Genomic DNA, 20,493 nt, shown 5'->3' with positions numbered 1-20,493 from the left:
GTTTGGTCAGTAAGCCAAAAATTCGCGGCAAGCCCGAGAGCCTACCGCGAATTTACACTGAAAGCGCCTAGCTGTTAGGCAGCTGCCGAAACCAAATCCAATCCCAAGAAATCCAGAGCCCGGACCCGGCGAGCACCGCCCTCGTTCAAGTCACGCAAAGCCGACTCGATCATCGGATCGTGGCGGTAAGCGTCAAACCAGGGACGCGCTACCTCGGACAGAATTGACCGTGGGGACAAGTTAAGCGCTTGACGATCAGAGTTACGGTCAAAAAGCGACCAAGTCAGATGATGTATAGATTCATTCATATTCATTATGTTTTACCTTCTTCCTCTTCATCCTCTGAGGGGCGGACGCATAGGTTGCGCCGGTAACCCCCGCAGTAAAACCCCCTTGGAATTACTGCTTCAATACGACCATTATACCGTAACATTCGTAAAATAGCTGTTTAATCTGGGTTAGGACCAGGTACAAGTTTATTTTTCGGGGTTTTTCAAAGTATCGGCAGTCGTGTTTGTCTCGGCTTCGGATTCGGCGTCACAAGAGGATTGTCCTCGGTTAGGCTCTGTGGGTGGCGTTTCCGGTGAATCCGGGACGGGGCGTGGAGCCTCAGTCAGGACAGCAGGCAGTTTGCGGTGCCGAGCCGCCGCGAACACGGCTAATCCCACAACGGCGATGACGCCAGCGACGACTTGGAACCAGCGGACTCCCCCGGCCACCGTGTACTGGTAGTCGATGCGCACAAACTCCAGGAAAAACCGTCCCAAACTGTACAGGAACAGGTACAGACCAATGATTTCCCACGCACACAGGCGTCCCCAGGACTGACCGGTCGCGGGGCAAACATTGACTTGTTGGGCGAACTCGGAATCATGGGAACGCTTGCGAATCGTTTCATACAGCAGCAAGATACCCATGGCCAAAAGGTTCCAGATGATTTCATAGAGGAAAGTTGGGTGGAACAGGGTTCCGGGGGCTGTGTTTGCCGGTGCCATCTGAGGGCTAATCTCTAGCCCCCAAGGCAGGGTCGTAGCTTTACCGTAGACTTCCTGATTAAAGTAGTTGCCCAGGCGGCCTAAGGCTTGGGCGGCCAGAACTGTGGGTGCCAGGGCATCTAAGAACACCCCCAGGGGTTGCTTCTTGAAACGCAGGAAGCACACGGCGGCGAGGAATCCACCAATCAGACCACCATAGATGGCCAAACCGCCTTGCCAGATGGCAAAGGGTTTCCACCACGGAATACCGGGGCCAAAGTAGTCGCCGGGATAGGAAAATACCGCCATAGCCCGCGCCCCGACAATACCCAAGAGGCAAATCCAGATTCCGATGTCGCCCACCAGTTCGGGGTTGCCTCCACGGGCTTGGTAACGCTTGGAGGTCCAAAAAATCGCCAGCGCCATGCCCAAGATAATCCAAAAAGCATACCAGCGGATTGTGAGCGGCCCGAGGCTGAGCAAAATCGGCGAAGGCGGGGAGGGAATGCTGGCACGAACAGCAGAAAAAAGGCAGCTGGAGGAAAGCGGTGCCGAAAGTGCTGCGGCAAAAGTCAGGGAGGACATCAATCGTGCCCCTCGGCGTTATGACGATAGCGGGAAGCTCGGTCAGGCCGTAAAGCGGGATGCTGCGCCGCGGAAGTCATCTTGCGCAACAGAGTCACGGGATCCGGGGAACGCACCAGTGCCTCGCCGACCAAGATAGCGTCAGCCCCGACTCGGGCATAGTCAAAAACTTCCTGTGGGCCGTGGACCCCGGATTCGGCCACCACGGTGATGTCGGGAGGAATCACGTCAATAGTTTGCTCGCACATGGACAGGTCTACCGCACCCGTTTCCCGGTCCCGGGCGTTGATGCCGATGAGGCGCGCCCCAGCGGAAATGGCTTGGCGCGCCTCCAAACGAGAATGACATTCCACTAGGGCGCACATTCCCAGCGAATGCGTCCGTTCCACCAATGCTTCCAGCACCATAGGCTCAAGCAAAGCCACCATCAGCAGCACCATGTCCGCGCCCATCGCCCGCGACTCGTGAATCTGGTAGGGAGTGACTACGTATTCTTTCCGCAACAGAGGTACGTCCAGTGCGCGGCGGACCTGCACAAAGTCTTCGGTGGTGCCCAGGTAGTTGGGGCGATCAGTCACCACGGAAACCGCTACTGCCCCTCCCTCGATGTATTCTCGGGCCAATTCCACCGGATCTTCAATGGGATTGAGAAAACCTGCTGTCGGAGTCTGCCGTTTAATTTCCCCCATAATGGCCACAAAACCGGGTCGGGAGTGCAGCACCGCCAGGCCGTCTTTCGGACTGGTAGCGTGGCGGGCCTGTTCTTTCACAAGTTCCAAAGGCAGGGTGGCCTCACGCAGGGCCACCTCGGCTTTGGCTTGACGGTAAAACTCCTCATAAGTCAGCATCAGGGTCCCACCGTCTCTGTCGTCGGGTCGCCGGGTCCACACGAGGATGTCGCGACATCGGCGTCCAATCGCGCTGGTTCGATGACTCCTCCAGCATCGAAGCAAGACCTGGTGCCAGTATGGCAAGCCGCACCTACCTGTTTGACCTGGAGCAGCAACGCGTCTCCATCACAGTCAATCTCGATTTGGCGCAGGAATTGAACATGACCGGAAGTATCGCCTTTACGCCAGTACTCCTTACGGCTGCGCGACCAGAAGGTGACCCGTCCCTCGGAGAGGGTGCGCGCCAAAGCCTCATCGTCCATATAGCCGACCATGAGCACACGCAACGTGTCAAAATCTTGGATGACCGCAGCAAACAGCCCCTGGGCATCACGTTTCAGACGCTGGGACACATCATCGGGTAATTCGGTCACGGAATTATATTGCCAGCTGACGGGATATTTACCCAAATCGCTTAGAGCAAAATTAATTTTCAAAATGAAAAGAGCAGTCACCCGTCACGAAATAAAGCCGCAAAAATTTCACGCTTTACCGCGAAAACTAGCGAATCGGGAAGCCCGCCGCGCTGAGAGCAGCCTTAACTTCAGCGACTGTAATCTCACCGAAGTGAAAGACGGAAGCGCCCAACACCGCATCCGCCCCGGCTTGTGCGGCCGCCACAAAATGTTCAACACTACCCGCCCCGCCCGAAGCAATAAGGGGAACGGGACAGACCGGACGCACCGCCTGCAGCATTTCAATATCGAAGCCTGCCTTGGTGCCGTCAGCATCCATCGAGTTCAACAACACTTCCCCGGCTCCGCGTTCACAAGCCTGACCAATCCATTCCAACAGGTCGATCCCGGTCGATTGTTTGCCTCCATGCGTGGTGACTTCATATCCCGAAGGGGTGCGTACCCCACCCTGGACCCGCCGGGCATCGGCCGACAGCACCAACACCTGCACCCCGAAGCGGGACGCAATCTCGGTAATGAGTTCCGGGCGGGCAATCGCGGCGGTGTTGATACTGACCTTATCGGCACCAGATTTCAGTAACCGTTCCACATCGGCAACGCTGCGTACGCCCCCGCCGACCGTTAGGGGTACAAAAATTTCACGAGCGCACTGCTGCACGACTTCCGCCATCGTCGCCCGACCCTCCACGGAGGCCGACACGTCCAGGAACGTGATTTCGTCCGCTCCGGCTAAGCAGTAGCGCGCCGCCAGCTCGACCGGGTCTCCGGCATCGCGCATATTTTCAAAGTTGACACCTTTGACTACGCGGCCCGCGTTGACGTCCAAACAGGGAATGACACGCACGGTTAGGGTGTCGTCTGCATAACGATTCGGCATTTGTCACCTCAAGATTCTTTCGTCGCTTCGGGATTATCCCAAGCCGCTAAAATGTCTACCACCAGGATGGTCGCCTGATTGCCAGAGCCTTCGGCGGGCGGCACCTCCAGGAGCATCCGCGAACCAATCTTGCGGTCCACGATGCCGCGCGCCACCCCCTGCTGCACTTTATCATCAAGTTTCAGCTTCACCGGTTCGGACCAGTGGTCTTTCAACAACGCGGGTGGATTCGAGTAAGAAAATACTTGATATTTCACCAGTACGGTTTGGCCGGGATCAACCGTCGCCCCGGAGCCGGTTATCAAGGGGTAAGAACGAAAATCACCGCTAAAGTCCGAAAGAATCGCCAGGCGAACCTGGCCTTGGTCTTCGCTTACGGACAGCCCAGCATCGGGTGGCAAGGCTGCCATCTGGGAGTCCAGGGATGTCGGGATAATATCGATAACCCCGATTTCCATGGTGGAAGTACCCTGTTGTTCGACAGGCTGTTTCAAGATAAAGCGCGAGCCTTCGGTAGCGCCGCGCACCGCGTTATACAGTTCCGTACCAAAGACCTTGGCTGAAAGCGAGCCGACCAGCACGGATTCATCGCCAGAGGTGGACTGCAGTTTCCCGGTCATTCCGGAAAAGACCGTGACCCGCAGCGCCACGATAGAATCGTCTATAATCTGTTGTCCCCTACCTTTTATCAAAAGTTCGGTGGAACTTTGTTCCAGAGGGATGGGTTCGGACAGAGTCAGCACAGGTTGGGCACCAATCGCTCCCAAGACTTCGATTTTTGATTTCGCGGGGTCGCTGACGGACACGGCACTGCGGTACCACATAATCAACAGCAACAATGCCACGCTTAGCGCCAGCAAAATCCCCAAGGTGAGGGCAATCGGAACAACTTTCGTTTTCGCCAACGGTTTCGGGGTTCGGGGTAAAGATGCGGCACGCCGGAGTTTTGCCGCTCGGCGCGGACTGTGAGTGTTCGGCTTTTTCGATTCCGTGACAGCGTGGTTTTGTACATCTTCACGCCGCAAACTGACCGTGGGCACGACTTCGGGAGGAAGATTCAAGACCGAGTCTCGCACCGGCGCTTCTGGTGGCGCAGCTATCTGAGCTGGCGTGTCCGCAACAGCAAGAGAGGAGGCTGCTGGCGCTTCCGGGGACGCGACAGGCAACACAACGTCAGGCTCGGCAGGTACTGGACGCGAGGTGAAATCCAGTTGACGGGAGGCCGCGGCGGGAGTTTGCACTCCCTGGCGTACCGCTGAGCGAGTGGCTCGGCGCGGCAACGTGCTTGGCCGTGGCGGTAGTGAGGAGGGCACCTCCAGGTTCGCAGGGTCCAAAGACCTGGACACAGGATTTTCCGCCGAAAGCGCTGGGGAGGGAGCGGGCGTATCGCCTGTCGGTGCAGTTTGACGAAGCTGGGATTCGGCTCTGCGGGTCATCTCTTGGAAAGACTCCAAGTCCTCGAAACCGTTCGCTTTCAGCCAAGATGTCAGCAAGTCCTTGGCGCCGTCCGTCATCGGCGGGGCGGCCGGGGCGGACTGTTGCTCGACAGCTTGTGCCTGCATTCTGGCACGCCGGCGCGGCGAAAGGTTCGGGTCAACCTCACGCCTGACGTAAGTTCCTGCATCAACCGCGCCCGCGGCTCGGTGCGAGGAACGCCGGGGAGTTTCTTCGCTCAAGCTGCCTCCATTGTTTTCATAAGCATATCGACTTCCGCGCTGTCAACCGCGAAGGGGTCGCTGAGTGTCACGGTTCCCAACCCTGATTCCGGCAAACGCAAATGAGTCCAATCGGCTTGCAAATCCGCCCGGTGTTCTCGCGCTGCGGCAATCAACGCGCCGCGTACCTTGGCGCGAGTGTTTTGCGGAGGCACATTTTTCGCAGCCTCAACCGCGTCCGGGCAGGTCAATCGGGTTGCTAAGCCGCGCTGATCCAGGCGAAGTCCCCCGGGAGTGATGTCGTGGTATGCCAAATCCAAACGAGCTATCTTCGAATCGTCCAACGCCAGATTATGTCGCTGGCGCAGGCCATTGAGCAAAGACAACTTTGTCGCCCAATCCAACTGGCCAGTCAAAACCTCCAATTCCTGATTCCGCAAAGCCTCTAACCATTGCCCCCACTGGGCCAGCACCTCGCGGTAATCCGCACCCAACTCAGCCCCGGAGAACACGTCTGACAGACGGTCGCGGAAAACCTCTTGCACGTCCAGGGCGCCGTAGCGCCGGCCGTCCGTCAGTTCCACCCGGACTTGTCCCCCAAAACTCGTGACGTCCGAGGTAATACCGCGTAACGCGGCGATGGGCGAAACCAGAGCTAGGTCGGAGAAATCCACGCCGGCCTCCAAAGCGGCCAGCAACAGGTTCATCGTCGCGATTTTGAAACGTGTCGGAGGCTCCAAAACGTTGGAATCCCCGACAATGACATGTAAACGGCGATACCGTTTCGCGTCCGCGTGGGGTTCATCACGAGTATTGACTAAAGGACGGGTGGAGGTCGTGGCGGCGGAGACTGCGTCATCTGTCTGGAAAGCTCGCTGCGAAAAGCAAAAGCGGGTTTCACCCTGGATTCGCAGCAGGGCGCCGGCCCCGGTAAAGACTTGGCGCGTCACCAGGAATGAGACGAGGGAATCGACCAGGGAACGAAACTTCCCGTCCCGGTAGAGCAGATAGTTTTCGTGGCAACCGCACGAGTGACCCGCCGCGTCCAGGTTGTTCTTAAACAGGTGTACCTGGGTTTTCGTGCCGGTTTGGGCACTCAGGCGCTCGCTGGCCGCACCTGCCATTTCCGCCAGAATTTCCGCCCCGGCCCGGTCCTGGTTCAACATGTCGTCCAAGCTCAGGCATTCCGCGGTAGCGTATTCGGGGTGGGACCCAACATCGAGATAGAGGCGTGAACCATTGGGGAGGAACACTGAAGTGCTTTGGCTGCGGGCTAAAACGTCATGAAACAACACCCGTCCGGCCGTGTCCGCGTCCACCACCGGGGCACCGCCCGACACCGCGGCGGCGAGAATGCCGTATTCCGTTTCGATACCGAAAATGCGGCGCGGCAACTGTTCCAGGTGAGCGTTTCGCGCCAAGGTTCACTCCCCGCCTTTTTGCACAAATCCTTGCACAAAAGTTCCGGCGTCCTCGGCGACCAGGTCCTCGATTTCGTCGAGCAAGTCGTCCAGTCCGGCCGGTTCTTGAATCTGACCGCGTCCGAACGGGACCGCGCTCGAGTCAGGTGAGGCGGGAGTCTCCGGATAATTCGTCTGGTCTTGTTTCATAACAGTCTCCATTGTGCTACTTCGTCTAATTCATTAGGTTATGCGCTATTGAAGCAATTACGAAGTTGGGACCTCATCCGAGAACGGATCCAGTAGGGAAATGCGCTGCAGCCGGTCCCACCCGACACGTACTACCAAAGATGTCCAACTGGCTGCGACCAGGTCTTTTCGCTGAGTTACCGCGTCCCCCCGCACTTTTGCACGAGTGCCGGCAGGAGGCTGGGTGGCCGCCAAAATAATTTCGGTGGCGGGCGCGATGTCCTCAACGTGGCCTTTAGCTCGCAACTTATCGACCGGTGACAAACCTGGACGCAAATCAGCCCACTGAATATCCAGGGCTGCCAGTTTCGCACTGGACCAGCCCCCGGGAATCCGCTCGCTCAGAGCCTGGAAAATCGTGCGTTTCGCCACCCACTCGATGCGCCGCGCTGCCGCTCCGAAATCTTCGCGCAGCATTCGCACGGTATCTACCCAGGTCAGAGCATCAGTGAGGGCATCAGCTACCAATACGTCCCGGTCTTGAGAATGTAAGAAATCCGCCACCGTGTTCGCCGCGGCCCACTGCCACTCCAAAGCACTGCGTTCTGTCCCGTCAGCACACCGCAGGGTCGTCACAAAGTCAATATCGTGGGAGACTTGCCACCCAGCTTCTACCGGATCGCACTCCAGGAACAGGCCCTCTACCGGCGGGGCACTGTGACTGGACTTCCAAGCTGCTTCCAAAGCCGCCAGCCACGCCCGGCTCGAGGCGACTTTTGCCAGGATAGAGCCGGGGAACCGGTTGGCATCGCCGTTAATAACGTGCAGGCGGCGCCACTTTGAATCGGCGTGGGATTCGTCACGAGTATTGACGATGGGGCGGTTGAAAGTCGTTTGCAAACCAACCAAATCCCCCACGAAATCCGCGCGCTGCGACATTTGGAAACCGCAAGTTTCACTGTTTTTCCCGATACCAACCCGCCCCGCACCGCAGATGACCGGCCGTGTCACCAAAAATGGCACCAGGCAGTCGCGCAGCAGCGCAAACGGCACTTCACGGGACAACAGATAGTTCTCGTGCGAACCGTATGCCAGCCCTTTGGAATCGGTGTTGTTCTTGTACAGTGCAATCGGAGAATCGTAGCTGGCGGCAACGCTCATGGCTCGTCTGGCTACGTATTCCCCAGCTACGTCCCACACCACCGCGTCGCGGGCGGTCAACACTTCGGGGGTGGAGTATTCGGGGTGAGCATGGTCGACATAGAACCGTCCCCCATTCGTCAACACCACATTCGTGAGCATGGGAGAAGATTGGCCCACCAGTTCCTGTTCGGAAAACGTGTCATCTGCGGCAGTGTCTGCAGGGGAAGCCGCCGGGGCAAACCGGTGGGGATTATCGGTCAGCATGGTTGGATCAGCGCTGGCACGTTCCAAACGAGTGCCGCGCAGGTCGTTCAAGGGGTCCTCCCCCTCCCAGTCCCAGCCGATGGCACGCCCGTCAGGACGCAAACTGGCTTGCCAGGAACGCACGGCTTGTGCCGTGACCACTGACAAGCCCTCGGGACTGTGCCGCAGACTGGGATTTGCGTAAACTTCTGTATCCGGGTCAAGCGCTACGCCATACTCGGTTTCGATTCCTACCACACGTTGATTTGTCATCAGCCCGGCCCCTGACTAGGAATATGACGGGTCGCGGACTACCCCGCTGGCGATACAGTTGATTCCCAAGTCCCGCGCTAGAGCCTCCGGTGGCAGCAGCGCCGTGAGCGCCGCGGTCTGGGCGATTGTGTCGGAAAGCGCGGCGTTGAGGTCCTCCAGACGAACCCCGCGGCTCTCGCCGTTCAGTTCGCGGCCAATGGCCAGATTTTTGGCTTGGTTCGCGATGGACACCAGTAAAGCCCCGGAAATCATGTCGTTAAAGAACACTTTGCGTTCCTGTTCTCTGCCCCCCACCTCAACGTAGCGCAGGGTGCACAGATACGTGGCTGGTTCCTGGACAAATAGGCGATTGACCGCGGCTTCCACCAGGTTTACAGCAAAAACTGTTGCTCCCCCGGCAGCGTTCGTCTGTACCTCATCGAAAGGGGTCGCCGGACTGAGATGGTGCGCCAAAATACCGCGTGCAGCTGACGCATCGGGACGCCCCACGCGAATTTTGACGTCGAAACGGCCGGGGCGCAGCAGCGCCGGGTCAATCATGTCCTCCCGGTTCGAAGCGCCGATGACAATGACATCGCGCAGTTCGTCCAAACCGTCCATCTCGGTTAACAGCTGGGGTACCAGCATATTTTCCACGTCGGAGGAAATACCGGAACCGCGGGTGCGGAACAGGGCTTCCATCTCATCAAAGAACACCACCACGGGGTGAGTACCCGCCGCCAGTTCCCGGGCGCGGTCAAAAATAGCGCGGATCTGCCGCTCGGTTTCGCCCACGAACTTGCTCAGCAGTTCGGGTCCTTTCACGGAGAGGAACACGCTGGGTTGATCGTATTGCACCGCCAGAGACGTGGCTACGGCTTTGGCCAGCATGGTTTTGCCGCAGCCCGGAGGCCCGTACAGCAAGACTCCTTTCGGTGCGCTCAGACCGTAAGAGGCGAACAGATCGCGATGGGTATAGGGCATCTCTACGGCAGCGCGGATATGTTTGATTTCCGTGTCCAGTCCCCCGATATCGTCATAGGTTACTTCCGGAACTTCGGGCTGCAGGGCCTGTTCCACGCCGGCGCTTTCCAGCAGTTCCATTCCCCAACCGGCACGCATATCCACCAACAGGGTGTCGCCGGCTTTCAGGGTTTTCGCGAATCCGGCACGCAGGCGCACTACAATTTCAGTTCCGCTGGACAGCCGCACGACCGCCCGGTCCATTTTCAGGTCACGAATGACCGCCACGCTTCCAGACAGGGCTCTGGTCGCAAAGCCCACGACTACCGGGGTGGCGTCTATCCACACGGTATCTCCCGGCTGCAGCTGGTCCACCCCCGCGAACTCCTGCACCGCCAAGCGAACGTGTTTGCCTTCCCAAGCGACCTCGGCCAGTCGGGGGGGCTGGCTCGCGTCCGCACCGGGTACCTTGTCGGTGGAAAAGCCTTCAAAAATGGCTCGCGACAAGGGAGGTTGACCGATTTGCCGCAGTTGGGAACGCAGGGACTCCAGTTGCGTTTTCGATTCTCGCAGGGCGGTTTTCAGGCGGGCGTTGTGTTCACCAACGGAGATGACCTCACGTTTCAAGTCCTCAATACTCGTGTCAGAATCATTCATCGTTTTCCTCCTCAAGCCCGGTGCGACGAGTCGCCTGTTCCCGCTGGTAGGCAGCTTTTTCCTGGGCATCTCTGATGACGCGCCGCAGTTTTTGGTCCGAAATCGGCCGCGATGCTTCGTAGTCAAGCTCCTCGTTTTCCCACAGGGCATCGCGGGGGTCGAACTGACCAACCGCTTCTTCACCGTGCCGAATGGAAGTTTCACCGTCAGCCAAGCGGCGGGCCGTAAATATAAATCCGGTGTGGGCAATCATGCGGTGATCGGGTCGCACCGCCAAACCGTCAACGTGCCAGGGTCGGGCCAGGGACTCCCAGGAGCGCAAGGCCGTAAATCCCCCGAAGTTTCGTAAGTCTTGGACCATCCGCGCCAGCTGCGGAATGGTGGTGAGATAGCAGGTCAGCACCCCGCCAGGCACCAACACCCGGTGAACCTGTTCCAAATGTTCCCACGGCTTCAACATATCCAACACCACGCGATCCACAGTCTGGTCCGCCACGCCCTCGTGCAGCCCCTCACTGAGATCAGCCAAGCGTAACTCCCAGTTGTCCACCTCCCCGCAGAACCACATTTCCACGTTGCAGCGCGCTACCTCAGCAAAATCTGGACGCAACTCAAAACTGGTGACGTGCCCGGACAGCCCTACCGCCCCCAGCAAACTCATAGTCATCGCCCCGCTGCCCACCCCGGCTTCAACAACGGTCGCGCCAGGGAAAATATCGCCTTCCATCACGATTTGCGCGGCATCTTTCGGATAGAGGATTTGTGCCCCGCGCGGCATGGACAGATGATAATCAACCAGCAGGGGACGCAGCGCGGTGAAGCGGTGTTCGCCGCGCTCCGCGGGAACAATTGTGCCCTCCGGTTTCCCGATGATTTCCCGGTGATGCAGGGCTCCTTGATGGCATTGGAAATAGCCGTTTTCGCGCAGCAGGGTCGTATGCACCCGACCTTTTTCATCGGTCAGTTGGACCCACTCTCCACTGCGAAAAGGGCCGCGGCGGCGCGCTGGACCGCCGGGAACGGATGGTTTTTCCTGAGATTGAGCCATAACCTTTATCTTAACCTATGGTTTTTCAACCCGACACAATCGGTTGGTAAACGGACGGATTTTTGGCGGCCCGGCGATTAGCCTGAAAGCATGAGTGAATCAGTTGCTGCCCAGGCCTCTCGTCCCCCGGCGCTTTCGGCATCTTCGGCGAAACAATTTCAACAATGCCCCCTGAAGTGGCGTTTCAAGTATGTCGACAAACTCCCTGAGCCGCAAAGCCCCGCAGCCCTGCGCGGCAGTTTAGTGCATAAGGTGCTGGAGGATATGTTTGATTTGCCGCCCGCCGACCGCCAAGCCCCCACGGTACGCGAAACCGTGGACAGCGCTTGGGAAAAAGTCACGGACGGAGCCTACAAACTTTCTGAAATCCTGGCCCAGACTTCCGAGGACGAATTGAAAGCTGCGGCCCGACAGCTTATTGATGCCTATTTTTCCCTGGAAGATCCACGCCGCCTGCGTCCCAGCGGTCGGGAGCTGGGGGTGGAAACAGTATTATCCAGCGGTTTAAGGCTGCGCGGTTTCATTGACCGGGTGGAACAGGCAGACAACGGGGACGTGCGCATTATCGATTACAAAACCGGCAAGGCTCCCGATATGCGCTTTACCGGGGAATATGTGTTTCAGATGCGAATGTATGCCCTGCTGTACCGGGAACAGTATCAGGTCACCCCCAAACGCACCCAGCTGCTGTTCTTGGGAGGCAACCCCCAGGTGTTGACGTTTGACCCGACCGATGCCGATGTGAGCGAATTTGAAACTGAACTTAACGCGTTGTGGTCAGACATAGCCGCTCACCTGCAAGCGAAACGTTTTGAAACCCGGCAATCCCGGCTCTGCGACTGGTGCTACTTTCAAAACCTGTGTCCCGCTTTTGGTGGCACAGCCCCGGACCTGGACCCGGCGCAGGTGGAAATAATTGCAGAAATCGGTCCTACCGCCGCGGGCTAGGCAGTTCGGAGCGCTTCCTCGGTTAGGCTGGAAACCATGGAAATGCGTCGTCTGGGAAATACCGGTATGCGGGTTTCAGCCTTGGGACTGGGAACCCTGACCTGGGGTCGAGATACCTTAGAGTCCGAAGCGGCCGCTCAGTTGGAGGCCTTTGTCGAGGCGGGAGGGAACCTGGTAGATACGTCCCCGACCTACGGAGACGGCCAGGCCGAGCAGGTGCTGGGGCGTCTATTGAGTCGCTCCGGTTCGACCGCAACGGATGCTACCAGCGTAGACTCGTCCGGTTTTCCACGTGAGGACTTGGTCATTGTGTCAAAAGCGGGGGTTTCACGGCGTCACGATGAGTCTTTCGTGGATGCCTCGCGCCACAACCTTTTGAGCAGCCTGGATCGCACTTTGACCACCCTGGGCACAGATTACGTAGACTTGTGGCTCATTCAAGTCCCCGATCCGCAAACTGACTTTGACATGGTGCTGGGCGCGTTATGGTCGGCCTGGTCGAGCGGAAAAGCGCGGTACGTTGGACTGTCCAACCATGCAGGTTGGCAATGCGCTTACGCGGCGACGCGCCTGCGGGAAGGCACGGTCAATGTGCCGGGTTTAGCGGCAGTGGAAAATGAATACTCGCTGTTAAACCGGCAGGCTGAAGCCGAAGTTTTGCCCGCCGCCCAGTCGCTGGGATTCGGATTCTTGGGATGGTCGGCGTTAGGACGCGGGGTTTTGACCGGTAAATATCGCAACTCCCTGCCCCCTGATTCCCGTGGAGCCTCCCTTCACCTGCAGGGTTTTGTGCAGCCCTACCTGCAAGGACGTTACCGCAGCATTGTGGAATCGGTGGCGACCGCGGCTCAGGGCCTGGAGGTTTCTCCGCTGGCGGTATCGCTTGCTTGGGCTTTGCAAAAGCCCGGTGTCTCCAGCGCTATCGTTGGTGCGCGTAGCGCCGAACAGTTCCACCAAATCTTGGGGGCACTAGGCACGAAAGTGCCGCGTCAGGTCATGTCGGCATTGGACGAAGTATCCGACCCGCGCCTCCCGGCGGCCTAGCGCTTTTGAATCCCACTCTCGCAGCGTGACCTCTCAGAGGCGACACCGAGACAGACGAAATCAGTCCTCGCCGTGCAGGTCAAAGTTTTCTAAATCGCCTTCATCTAGATAATCGTTATCATCGTCGTCATCACCGTCGAAGTCATCGATGAGATCATCTTCATCGTCGAGGTCATCTACGAAATCATCGTCGTCGTTGCCATCGTCATCGTAGTCATCGTCGTCCTCGTCTAAGATGTCGAAAGGCAACTCAACCCCGGTGGCGGTAAACAGCGCGTCATCATAGGTAAAAAAGGCATCACGAAGTTTTTCTTCGGCGTTGCTCAGAACCGGTGAATCGTCCATCTCACTGTCCGCCACAGACGCCACTTCCAAATGCCGCTGCAGCGCGGCAATCAAATTATCTAACTCCGTGCGAGGATCTCTCATAGGGTTAATTCTAATCGGCACGACCAAAGTTTGCAGGGTATTCCGGGCGAAACCAGCGGCTTAGCCCCGCGAACGTGAGCCAACCGATGATGCCAGCGCAGTGCCATGGTGCGGGCTCACCATTCGCCACGGTTGAGCCAGAAAACAGCCTAAGGCAAGTGCAGCTGACCTCTGACCATCGTCACCATCAGGTCGGTACCTTTGATTGCCGAGGTCTCATCGGGACCTACGATTTGAGATTCACCGTTTGGACCGGTCAACTGGGATGCTCCGCCCTCGACCCCCAGTGGGAGGACAATCCACATCTTGCCAGGGGTATAGGTAGTGGTAGGGGCCTGCCCGGCGATTTCTGCCTTAATGTTTGCCACCACTACCCGCGCGTGCGCCCGGGCGGCATCAGCCCGTTTAGACTCGTGAACATCGGTAATGTCGCCGACTGCGTAAACGTGATTTTGCCCTCTGACCCGCAGGTATTCGTCCACCGCGACCTGCCCCTCGCTGTTGAGGGAATCACCGTAGTTTGCCCGCAGATAGCCAGAAGCCGTTTGGGCACCGTAGCACAGGAACCACATGTCCGCGTCAATCCCGACTCCGGCCCCAGTCTCGACATGGAAAGGAGCCAACTCGCCGATGTCGGTCGGCGGCAAGTAAGCCAAAGGAGCGCCCAAAACCAGATGGACACCGGCCTGCTGCAACTCCGCGGTCAAAACGTTACGCAAGTCTTCGGCGTACTCGTTGGAACCCAAAATATGCGGGGAACGATCCACCATGATGATTTCCATATCGGGGAAGTTCGTGAACAACTCACCGGCGAATTCGATAGCGACAGTACCCGCACCAACCAACATGACCCGCTTCGCTTGAGACAGGTTACGCCGGGTTTCTTCCAGACGGCGTTTCGCCAACGATGCGGTCGGAATATTGTGCTTCGCTGGATAAGGGTAGGTCGTCCCCGTGGCTAAAACCAAATAGTCCGCTTCAATAGGGTCGTGATTTGCCAGGTGAACAGTGGTTCCCTCGACGCGGGTCGCTTCCCCGTGCACGACCCGGCCGTGCTTCAATAGGCGCGAGTAGGGCATGAATATGGTGTGGGTCCAAATATCGTCAACCGCGGCGCGCAAAGCAGCAGCGTGATGCACAAACTGGTCTTTTTGCTCCACCAAAGTTACTTCGGCGACATCATCCAAACCGCCGGCTACGGTAATTCCCCCGTAACCGCCGCCGACTACAGTAACTCGAACCACACTACCTCCCGCTTCGGCTCACGTAGATTTGACAAATTTCAAACAAAACGTCTTAATCCTAACCTAAAAGCCAGCTAGTGCACCGGTTTCACGTGAGATATTTCTCCCCGCGAAGCGTAGGTGTCTATAGCTCCGCGGCTAGCGGGACCTGCAAAGCTCGGGCGATATTCGGGGGAAAGAATCCCTCCCCTTTCAAAACTTTGCCGTCCTCGCGATAAATCGGTTTCCCATCGGGACCCAGCTTTGACATATTGGACGCCTGAACTTCCTGCAATACTGCCGGCAGGTTGATGCCCGCTTCCAAAGCCATGCCGTAAACCACATAAGTCAAATCCGCCAAAGCATCGGCGACCTCGACCGTATCGCGCTCTCCTTCATCAAGTTCGCTAATCCCGTCCATGACCCCGCGCAGGGCCGCATAGGCTTTCTGTCCATACAGAGCGCGCACTAGCTCGGAAGTTTCTTCTAAAATCAGCGACAAGCGCATATGCATCCGCTCATTTTCAATATTTGGTCCGGTAGTCACCACCGGCAGGCCGTAAACATAATGAAATTGCCGCACGAGGGCTTCGGGGTCGCGCGAGTCGGGGGCTGGCAGTGTTGGTTCACTCATTTTTGTACTTCTTTCCCTAGTCCGAGGCGTTTCCCCGGTGACTTTGCTGCAATAGTTTCATAAGGGCGGTCCACGAGGTCGCCGGTTCCAGCGGGTCCCCCGGCAGCAGCGTCGCCATGGCCCTGTCTTCCCGCTGGTCCTGATGCATTCCAATACCGCGCAAGATGCCGCCAAAACGGAATCCGCAAAGCCAGGCAACTCGGATAGACGCCAGATTATCCGGATGAGCCTGCAAAGTCACGCATTGGAAACCCAACAGGTTAAACGCAGTGGTGACCGCCAGTTGCAGCGCCTCGCGCATCAACCCGCGGCCCCGCCACTCTGGCGCCATCCAGTACCCGACATTGGCGGTCTTTTCCAACCCGACCCGCAAAGAAATCGTGCCCGCCACGTGGGGAGTTTGGAATTCATAAGTGCGGATAATCCAGCTGGCTCCCCCCTCATCCCACAACTGGGGGCAAAGTTCGTTTAAAAAGTTATCCGCGTGTTCCGGGCCGAAAGGCACCGGGACCGTCGTAAAACGCTGGATTTCAGGATCCTGGCAAGCGGCCGCAACTTCGGGGGCGTCCGCAGCCCGCGGCACGTCCAAGGTCAGGTTGGTGCCATGCACCGGAAAGGGCCGATGGGCGCCGATTTCCCCCATTTCGGCACTGGTAGAAACAGATTTGGCGATTCCTCGAACGAAAGGTGCATCTGACATGAATCCTCCCGAACGAAAATACGACAAAGACCCGGATTTCCGGGTCTTGTGCGAGGAAAGGGACTTGAACCCTCACGACCGCAATTGGTCACAAGCACCTCAAGCTTGCGCGTCTACCATTCCGCCACCCTCGCTGGCGCTAAAGGCAAATCAAATTTAGCGGGTTTAGGCAACATTCTCAAAACGAAGTCCGCAACGGAAAAGCACCGGTACGAAACTTTGGCGCAAAACCCTGGGATTGCCGGCTCGCGGAGCGAATTGAACTCAATCGGCTTCAGCGAACTGCCAAATCTCGACCATTGAAGCGGTCGGGGTCAGGAAAAAGGCATTCTCATCCACATCATCTTTGCCGGTTGCGCTGGCCTTCACCAACACGTAACCACTGGCTAACTTGATGCCAATCTGAGCTGGATCCGTCGCCGCTTCCGCAGAAAGCGTGCCATCAGGACGCATGAAACGAACCGTCTTTGCCGAGCCGCGCATCACCTCAGCGACTTCGGCGTTACCCGAGTACACCCCAATGACAATCAGACCCGAACCCACCAGCGGGTCGCCGCGTACCAAGGACTTCGCTCGGACGGCGGAACGTTGGAAATAATTACGCCCTTCAACAATGTCATCATTCATAGCTTTATTGTTTCATGCCCTTTCAGACAGCGCCGGAATTTGGGAAAAATTTACCGCGCGACAGCCTCGGCTATCCTGCCGAAAGCCCTAGCCCAGAAGGCTGCGCAACTGTTCCAGGGTGATTCCCGCGGACATGTCCCGGTTTTCTTGACCGGAGAGTACCGCCCCGATGAGGTCGCGTTTCTTTTCTTGCAGCTCCAAAACCCGCTGTTCAATAGTGTCGGCAGCGACCAGCCGATAGACGTTCACGAACCGTTTTTGCCCCAGCCGGTGCGCCCGGTCGACAGCTTGTGCCTCCACCGCCGGATTCCACCACGGGTCGGTGAGAAACACGTAATCCGCCTCGGTGAGGTTCAAACCAAACCCACCGGCCTTCAACGAAATCAGGAACACGTCGACTTCCCCGTTTTGGAATCGTGCCACCTGCCGGTCGCGGTCCCGACTGGTGCCGTCCAGATAGGCGTAATCAATCCCCGCCTCGTCCAGTTTTTCCCGCAGTATCGCCAAGAACGATGTGAACTGGGAAAATACCAGCGCCTTGTGGCGCTGCCGTGCCGTCACGCTGCTATCATCGCGCAACCCCTCCAACGTTTGTAGCAGATACGTGACTTTTGCACCGTCCTCGTGCGCGTGATGGTCTATGAGCCGAGCGCTCAAAGCGAGTTGCCGCAGGCGGGTTAGCGCCGTAAGTATGTTGATGCGAGGCGAGTTAGCGTCCGCCGCCTGGGCTCGGGCCGCCGTCAAATACTTGGCGTACCAGGTTCGCTGCACCGGCTCCAGGTCGATAGAGACTATCTGTTCAACCTTTTCGGGCAGTTCCTGGGCAACGCTGTCTTTGGTGCGACGCAGCAGGAACGGTGCCACCCGATTCGAAAGCTCGGTCGCCGCCTCGCTGCGATCGCTGAGTGTCTCGGCGGCAAAACGGCGCGTAAATACCGGCAAGCTGGGCAACACCGTGGGAACAGTCAGCGACATAATCGACCACAAGTCGGTGGCGGTGTTTTCGATAGGTGTACCTGTCAGGGCAAAAGCCCACTTCGCACGCAACCGCACCAAGGCTTTATGGGTGGCGGTGGAGGGGTTTTTCACAAACTGGGCTTCATCGAAAACTAAGCCCGAAAAACTCTGAGTTTGCCAGAAATCTATGTCCATTCGCGCCAACGTATAGGTAGTCAGCACCAGGTCGGCTTGCTCTACCTCGCGGGCCACCCTCTGACAGTCCGCGGCGGCTTTGCCCACGCTCGTCCTTTGGGTATATACCCGCAAATCCGGGAACCACCGCGAGGCTTGATCCTCCCACGTTCCCATCAAACTGGCCGGGACCACCACGAAAACCGCCGCTGCGGCGTCCGCGGGACTACCCGCCAACTGCAGCTTTTGTCCTTGAATGACCGCCAGCATCTGCATAGTCTTGCCCAAGCCCATGTCGTCAGCCAAGATGCCGCCCAAACCGGCCTCGGCCCGAGCCGTCATCCAACGGAAACCATCCTCTTGATACCCACGCCAAGTGCCTTGTGCCAACGCGGGAGTCGATACTTCGGGCGGATTCACCAGCAGATTGACGGCGTGTTCCCAATCGCCGGAAAACTGGCGCGTTGCGGCCATCGCATCCAATGCCGAAATCAGCCCGAAATTAGAAATCCCAACCGTAAAAGCCGCGCTTCCGGAAAAGTCGTTAAGCCCCAAATCGGTAAACTCGCGAATCAGGCGTTTCAGCTGCTGGTTTTTCGCCGCATACAAATCCACCCAGTTACCTCCGGGAGTTTGCCACCAGCGCTCCACCCGCCCCAGAGCCGCCAGAAACTCTTTCGTGTCCAAATCCTCCTGACCCAGGCGCAACCCCAGGTTCAGCCCGTAGCGCAGCCCCCAGCCACGCGGCTCGCCCTCGGGAGGTTCGCCTAAATCCGACTCGAAGTCCAGGGCGGTGTCGTCAGACCGAAGCGTCCCTTGAGTGGGAGAAATCGCCTGGTCAATCCGCAAGTCGAGCACCGGACCGTCAGAGAAAATCTGAATGTGTTGCAGTTCGGGGGAAATATTGACTTCAGCGCGTTCGGAAACGTTGATGGTGTTGATAAACTCGCGAATCCGATCCAACTCAAAAATGGGAAATTTTTTCGTAAAGAACGTCTGAATTTCGGATTCATTCCAGCCCCCCAGGGAACCGACGCCCTGCATAGCCGCCTGAATTTCCGAATCGGGGGTGTTGGGGTTCAAAACCACTTCTACCGTGGCGGCGGCCGAGCAGCGACGCACGGTCCAGTGGATTTCGACCAGTTTCGGGTTCATTTCGTTCAGGCGCAGCAATCCGCACAATCGGGGAGGACCGAAAACGTGTTCCTGGGACAGATGCATCGAGTCGCGAGACAGCACTCCCAGCTCCCCCAGGCGTTTGGCGTAATTGGCCCAAAATTCGTTGGCTTGCGCAGCCGGGATTTCCCATCGAGCCTGAGCCGCGGCCAACGCGTTCAGCTCCTCGTTCACACCAGCTTTTAAGCCGGCGCACGCCACGAAACGCCCACGCAAGGCGTCCAGTCTGGACCCGAGAGGCTGACAGTCAGCCCCGTTAGTTTCGGGCGTTTCTGAGGCAACGCCAGCCCTCGCAGTTTCAGTGCCGGCCGCCACCGTCACCGAGCCGTCCTCGTGCTGGGTGATGACCAAGACAGTTTGGGGGTCGGGAGCCGCGGGACGCAGCACGGTAGTGCGAGAAGTGTCAGCAAAGACACTGACTCCGCTGGTGATGCACTTTTCCAGGAGGTCCAGACCGGTAGCGTCCAGGTGACTCAACTTCACAAGCTGCGCCCGGGCACTATGTTCAAAAAGGTGGCGCATCGCGGCGAGCTGCGTGGCGTTCAGTCCGCGGGTGACCGAGGCCCAGCGCGAGGTCAGGTCACGCCAAGTGGCACGTTTTTCTGACCAGTCCCCGGCCGGGTTGATACGCAGGGGAACCAAGGTTTCTCCCTCTATCTGGATTGCCAAAGGCTGGTTCGTAACATCAACCTCGCCAGCGTTGAGCAAGCTGCCGAGCCCCGCGCGCCAATCCATTTCGTAAGCCATTCTGTCTATTTTACAGGTTTCCGCCACGGATTTTCCGTTGCGGCGAAAAACCTCCCTAGAATAGGGACGTTATGTTGCACGTGATTTTCTTTCAACCTCGCATCGCCGGGAATACCGGTGCCGCTATTCGTTTGGCCGCCTGTACCGGCGCTACCCTGCATGTGGTCGAACCGACCGTGTTTGACCTCGATAACGACACCAAGTTGAAACGGGCGGGACTGGACTATCACGACCTGGCGCACCTGGAGCGTCACCCCAATTTGGACGACTGCTTGGCGCGCGTGCCCGGAAAACTTTATGCCTTTACCGGCCACACTGACATCCTGCTGCCCCAGATTCAGTTCCGGGACGGGGACGGTCTCATGTTTGGCCCCGAAGATACCGGGCTGCCAGTTGAAGTCATGGATGACCCGCGTGTCACCAGTCGGGTTCGGATTCCCATGCTGGAGGGACGCCGCTCGTTGAACCTTTCGATTTCAGCGGCCATTGGGCTGTATTACGCCTGGGGTCAGCTCGGCTACACCGGCGGAATGTAGTTTCTT

General features: G+C 58.0%; 20 protein-coding genes and 1 tRNA gene. 3 read left to right on the top strand and 18 right to left on the bottom strand.

Features of this window, described 5'->3' with window-relative positions:
• Nucleotides 1-74 precede the first annotated feature (74 nt).
• From SPI05_RS03000 to SPI05_RS02950, 11 genes are all read right to left on the bottom strand, one after another.
• A complete protein-coding gene (locus tag SPI05_RS03000) occupies nucleotides 75-314 on the bottom strand; it encodes a hypothetical protein (protein ID WP_296179808.1) in 240 nt (79 codons plus the stop codon).
• A 162-nt stretch (nucleotides 315-476) separates the two neighbouring features.
• The gene (gene lgt / locus SPI05_RS02995) at nucleotides 477-1,559 is read right to left on the bottom strand and encodes a prolipoprotein diacylglyceryl transferase (protein WP_321076045.1); all 1,083 of its coding nucleotides are present in this window, start codon (nucleotides 1,557-1,559) and stop codon (nucleotides 477-479) included.
• Nucleotides 1,559-2,407 carry an indole-3-glycerol phosphate synthase TrpC gene (locus tag SPI05_RS02990; RefSeq protein ID WP_321076043.1) on the bottom strand — a complete coding sequence of 283 codons (849 nt, stop codon included), beginning with the start codon at nucleotides 2,405-2,407 and terminating at the stop codon, nucleotides 1,559-1,561. Before SPI05_RS02990 ends, lgt begins: the two co-directional genes overlap by 1 nt.
• Entirely contained in the window at nucleotides 2,407-2,823 is a 417-nt protein-coding gene (hisI, locus tag SPI05_RS02985) for a phosphoribosyl-AMP cyclohydrolase (RefSeq protein WP_321076041.1), read from the bottom strand. Before hisI ends, SPI05_RS02990 begins: the two co-directional genes overlap by 1 nt.
• A gap of 127 nt (nucleotides 2,824-2,950) precedes the next feature.
• Entirely contained in the window at nucleotides 2,951-3,742 is a 792-nt protein-coding gene (hisF, locus tag SPI05_RS02980; RefSeq protein ID WP_321076039.1) for an imidazole glycerol phosphate synthase subunit HisF, read from the bottom strand.
• 8 nt (nucleotides 3,743-3,750) lie between these two features.
• On the bottom strand, nucleotides 3,751-5,418 hold the full coding sequence (locus tag SPI05_RS02975; protein ID WP_321076037.1) for a hypothetical protein: 1,668 nt from the start codon (nucleotides 5,416-5,418) through the stop codon (nucleotides 3,751-3,753).
• Entirely contained in the window at nucleotides 5,415-6,818 is a 1,404-nt protein-coding gene (locus tag SPI05_RS02970; RefSeq protein WP_321076034.1) for a proteasome accessory factor PafA2 family protein, read from the bottom strand. The genes SPI05_RS02975 and SPI05_RS02970 overlap by 4 nt, the downstream gene beginning before the upstream one ends.
• A 3-nt stretch (nucleotides 6,819-6,821) precedes the next feature.
• Entirely contained in the window at nucleotides 6,822-7,019 is a 198-nt protein-coding gene (locus SPI05_RS02965) for a ubiquitin-like protein Pup (RefSeq protein ID WP_321076033.1), read from the bottom strand.
• A 45-nt stretch (nucleotides 7,020-7,064) separates the two neighbouring features.
• On the bottom strand, nucleotides 7,065-8,645 hold the full coding sequence (locus SPI05_RS02960) for a proteasome accessory factor PafA2 family protein (RefSeq protein ID WP_321076030.1): 1,581 nt from the start codon (nucleotides 8,643-8,645) through the stop codon (nucleotides 7,065-7,067).
• Between the two features lie 15 nt (nucleotides 8,646-8,660).
• Complete coding sequence (gene arc / locus SPI05_RS02955; protein ID WP_321076028.1) at nucleotides 8,661-10,244, bottom strand: proteasome ATPase; 1,584 nt, start codon at nucleotides 10,242-10,244, stop codon at nucleotides 8,661-8,663.
• Nucleotides 10,237-11,292: a tRNA (adenine-N1)-methyltransferase gene (locus SPI05_RS02950; RefSeq protein ID WP_321076026.1), complete on the bottom strand. Its 1,056-nt coding sequence runs from the start codon at nucleotides 11,290-11,292 to the stop codon at nucleotides 10,237-10,239. The genes arc and SPI05_RS02950 overlap by 8 nt, the downstream gene beginning before the upstream one ends.
• A 90-nt stretch (nucleotides 11,293-11,382) precedes the next feature.
• Between SPI05_RS02950 and SPI05_RS02945 the strand changes: the two genes are divergently transcribed.
• Nucleotides 11,383-12,240: a PD-(D/E)XK nuclease family protein gene (locus tag SPI05_RS02945; protein WP_321076025.1), complete on the top strand. Its 858-nt coding sequence runs from the start codon at nucleotides 11,383-11,385 to the stop codon at nucleotides 12,238-12,240.
• A 36-nt stretch (nucleotides 12,241-12,276) separates the two neighbouring features.
• Nucleotides 12,277-13,284 carry an aldo/keto reductase gene (locus tag SPI05_RS02940; protein WP_321076023.1) on the top strand — a complete coding sequence of 336 codons (1,008 nt, stop codon included), beginning with the start codon at nucleotides 12,277-12,279 and terminating at the stop codon, nucleotides 13,282-13,284.
• A 60-nt stretch (nucleotides 13,285-13,344) separates the two neighbouring features.
• Here the strand turns inward: SPI05_RS02940 and SPI05_RS02935 are convergent, their stop codons facing one another.
• The 7 genes from SPI05_RS02935 to SPI05_RS02905 all read right to left on the bottom strand — a co-directional run bounded on the left by SPI05_RS02935 (nucleotide 13,345) and on the right by SPI05_RS02905 (nucleotide 19,951).
• A complete protein-coding gene (locus tag SPI05_RS02935) occupies nucleotides 13,345-13,713 on the bottom strand; it encodes a DNA primase (protein WP_321076021.1) in 369 nt (122 codons plus the stop codon).
• 149 nt (nucleotides 13,714-13,862) lie between these two features.
• Complete coding sequence (locus SPI05_RS02930) at nucleotides 13,863-14,957, bottom strand: FAD-dependent oxidoreductase (protein ID WP_321076019.1); 1,095 nt, start codon at nucleotides 14,955-14,957, stop codon at nucleotides 13,863-13,865.
• A 124-nt stretch (nucleotides 14,958-15,081) separates the two neighbouring features.
• Entirely contained in the window at nucleotides 15,082-15,570 is a 489-nt protein-coding gene (locus SPI05_RS02925) for a nucleoside triphosphate pyrophosphohydrolase family protein (protein WP_321076015.1), read from the bottom strand.
• A 16-nt stretch (nucleotides 15,571-15,586) separates the two neighbouring features.
• A complete protein-coding gene (locus SPI05_RS02920) occupies nucleotides 15,587-16,270 on the bottom strand; it encodes a GNAT family protein (RefSeq protein WP_321076013.1) in 684 nt (227 codons plus the stop codon).
• A 49-nt stretch (nucleotides 16,271-16,319) separates the two neighbouring features.
• Nucleotides 16,320-16,404, bottom strand: a tRNA-Leu gene (locus tag SPI05_RS02915).
• A 130-nt stretch (nucleotides 16,405-16,534) separates the two neighbouring features.
• The gene (locus SPI05_RS02910) at nucleotides 16,535-16,897 is read right to left on the bottom strand and encodes a hypothetical protein (protein ID WP_282921536.1); all 363 of its coding nucleotides are present in this window, start codon (nucleotides 16,895-16,897) and stop codon (nucleotides 16,535-16,537) included.
• Nucleotides 16,898-16,984: 87 nt separating this feature from the next.
• Complete coding sequence (locus SPI05_RS02905; protein WP_321076009.1) at nucleotides 16,985-19,951, bottom strand: DEAD/DEAH box helicase; 2,967 nt, start codon at nucleotides 19,949-19,951, stop codon at nucleotides 16,985-16,987.
• 71 nt (nucleotides 19,952-20,022) lie between these two features.
• Between SPI05_RS02905 and SPI05_RS02900 the strand changes: the two genes are divergently transcribed.
• Complete coding sequence (locus tag SPI05_RS02900) at nucleotides 20,023-20,487, top strand: tRNA (cytidine(34)-2'-O)-methyltransferase (protein WP_321076007.1); 465 nt, start codon at nucleotides 20,023-20,025, stop codon at nucleotides 20,485-20,487.
• Nucleotides 20,488-20,493: the final 6 nt, after the last annotated feature.

Source organism: Mobiluncus sp. (genome assembly GCF_034180645.1).
Classification (GTDB): domain Bacteria; phylum Actinomycetota; class Actinomycetes; order Actinomycetales; family Actinomycetaceae; genus Mobiluncus.
This window is presented reverse-complemented; position numbering and strand designations above follow the sequence as displayed.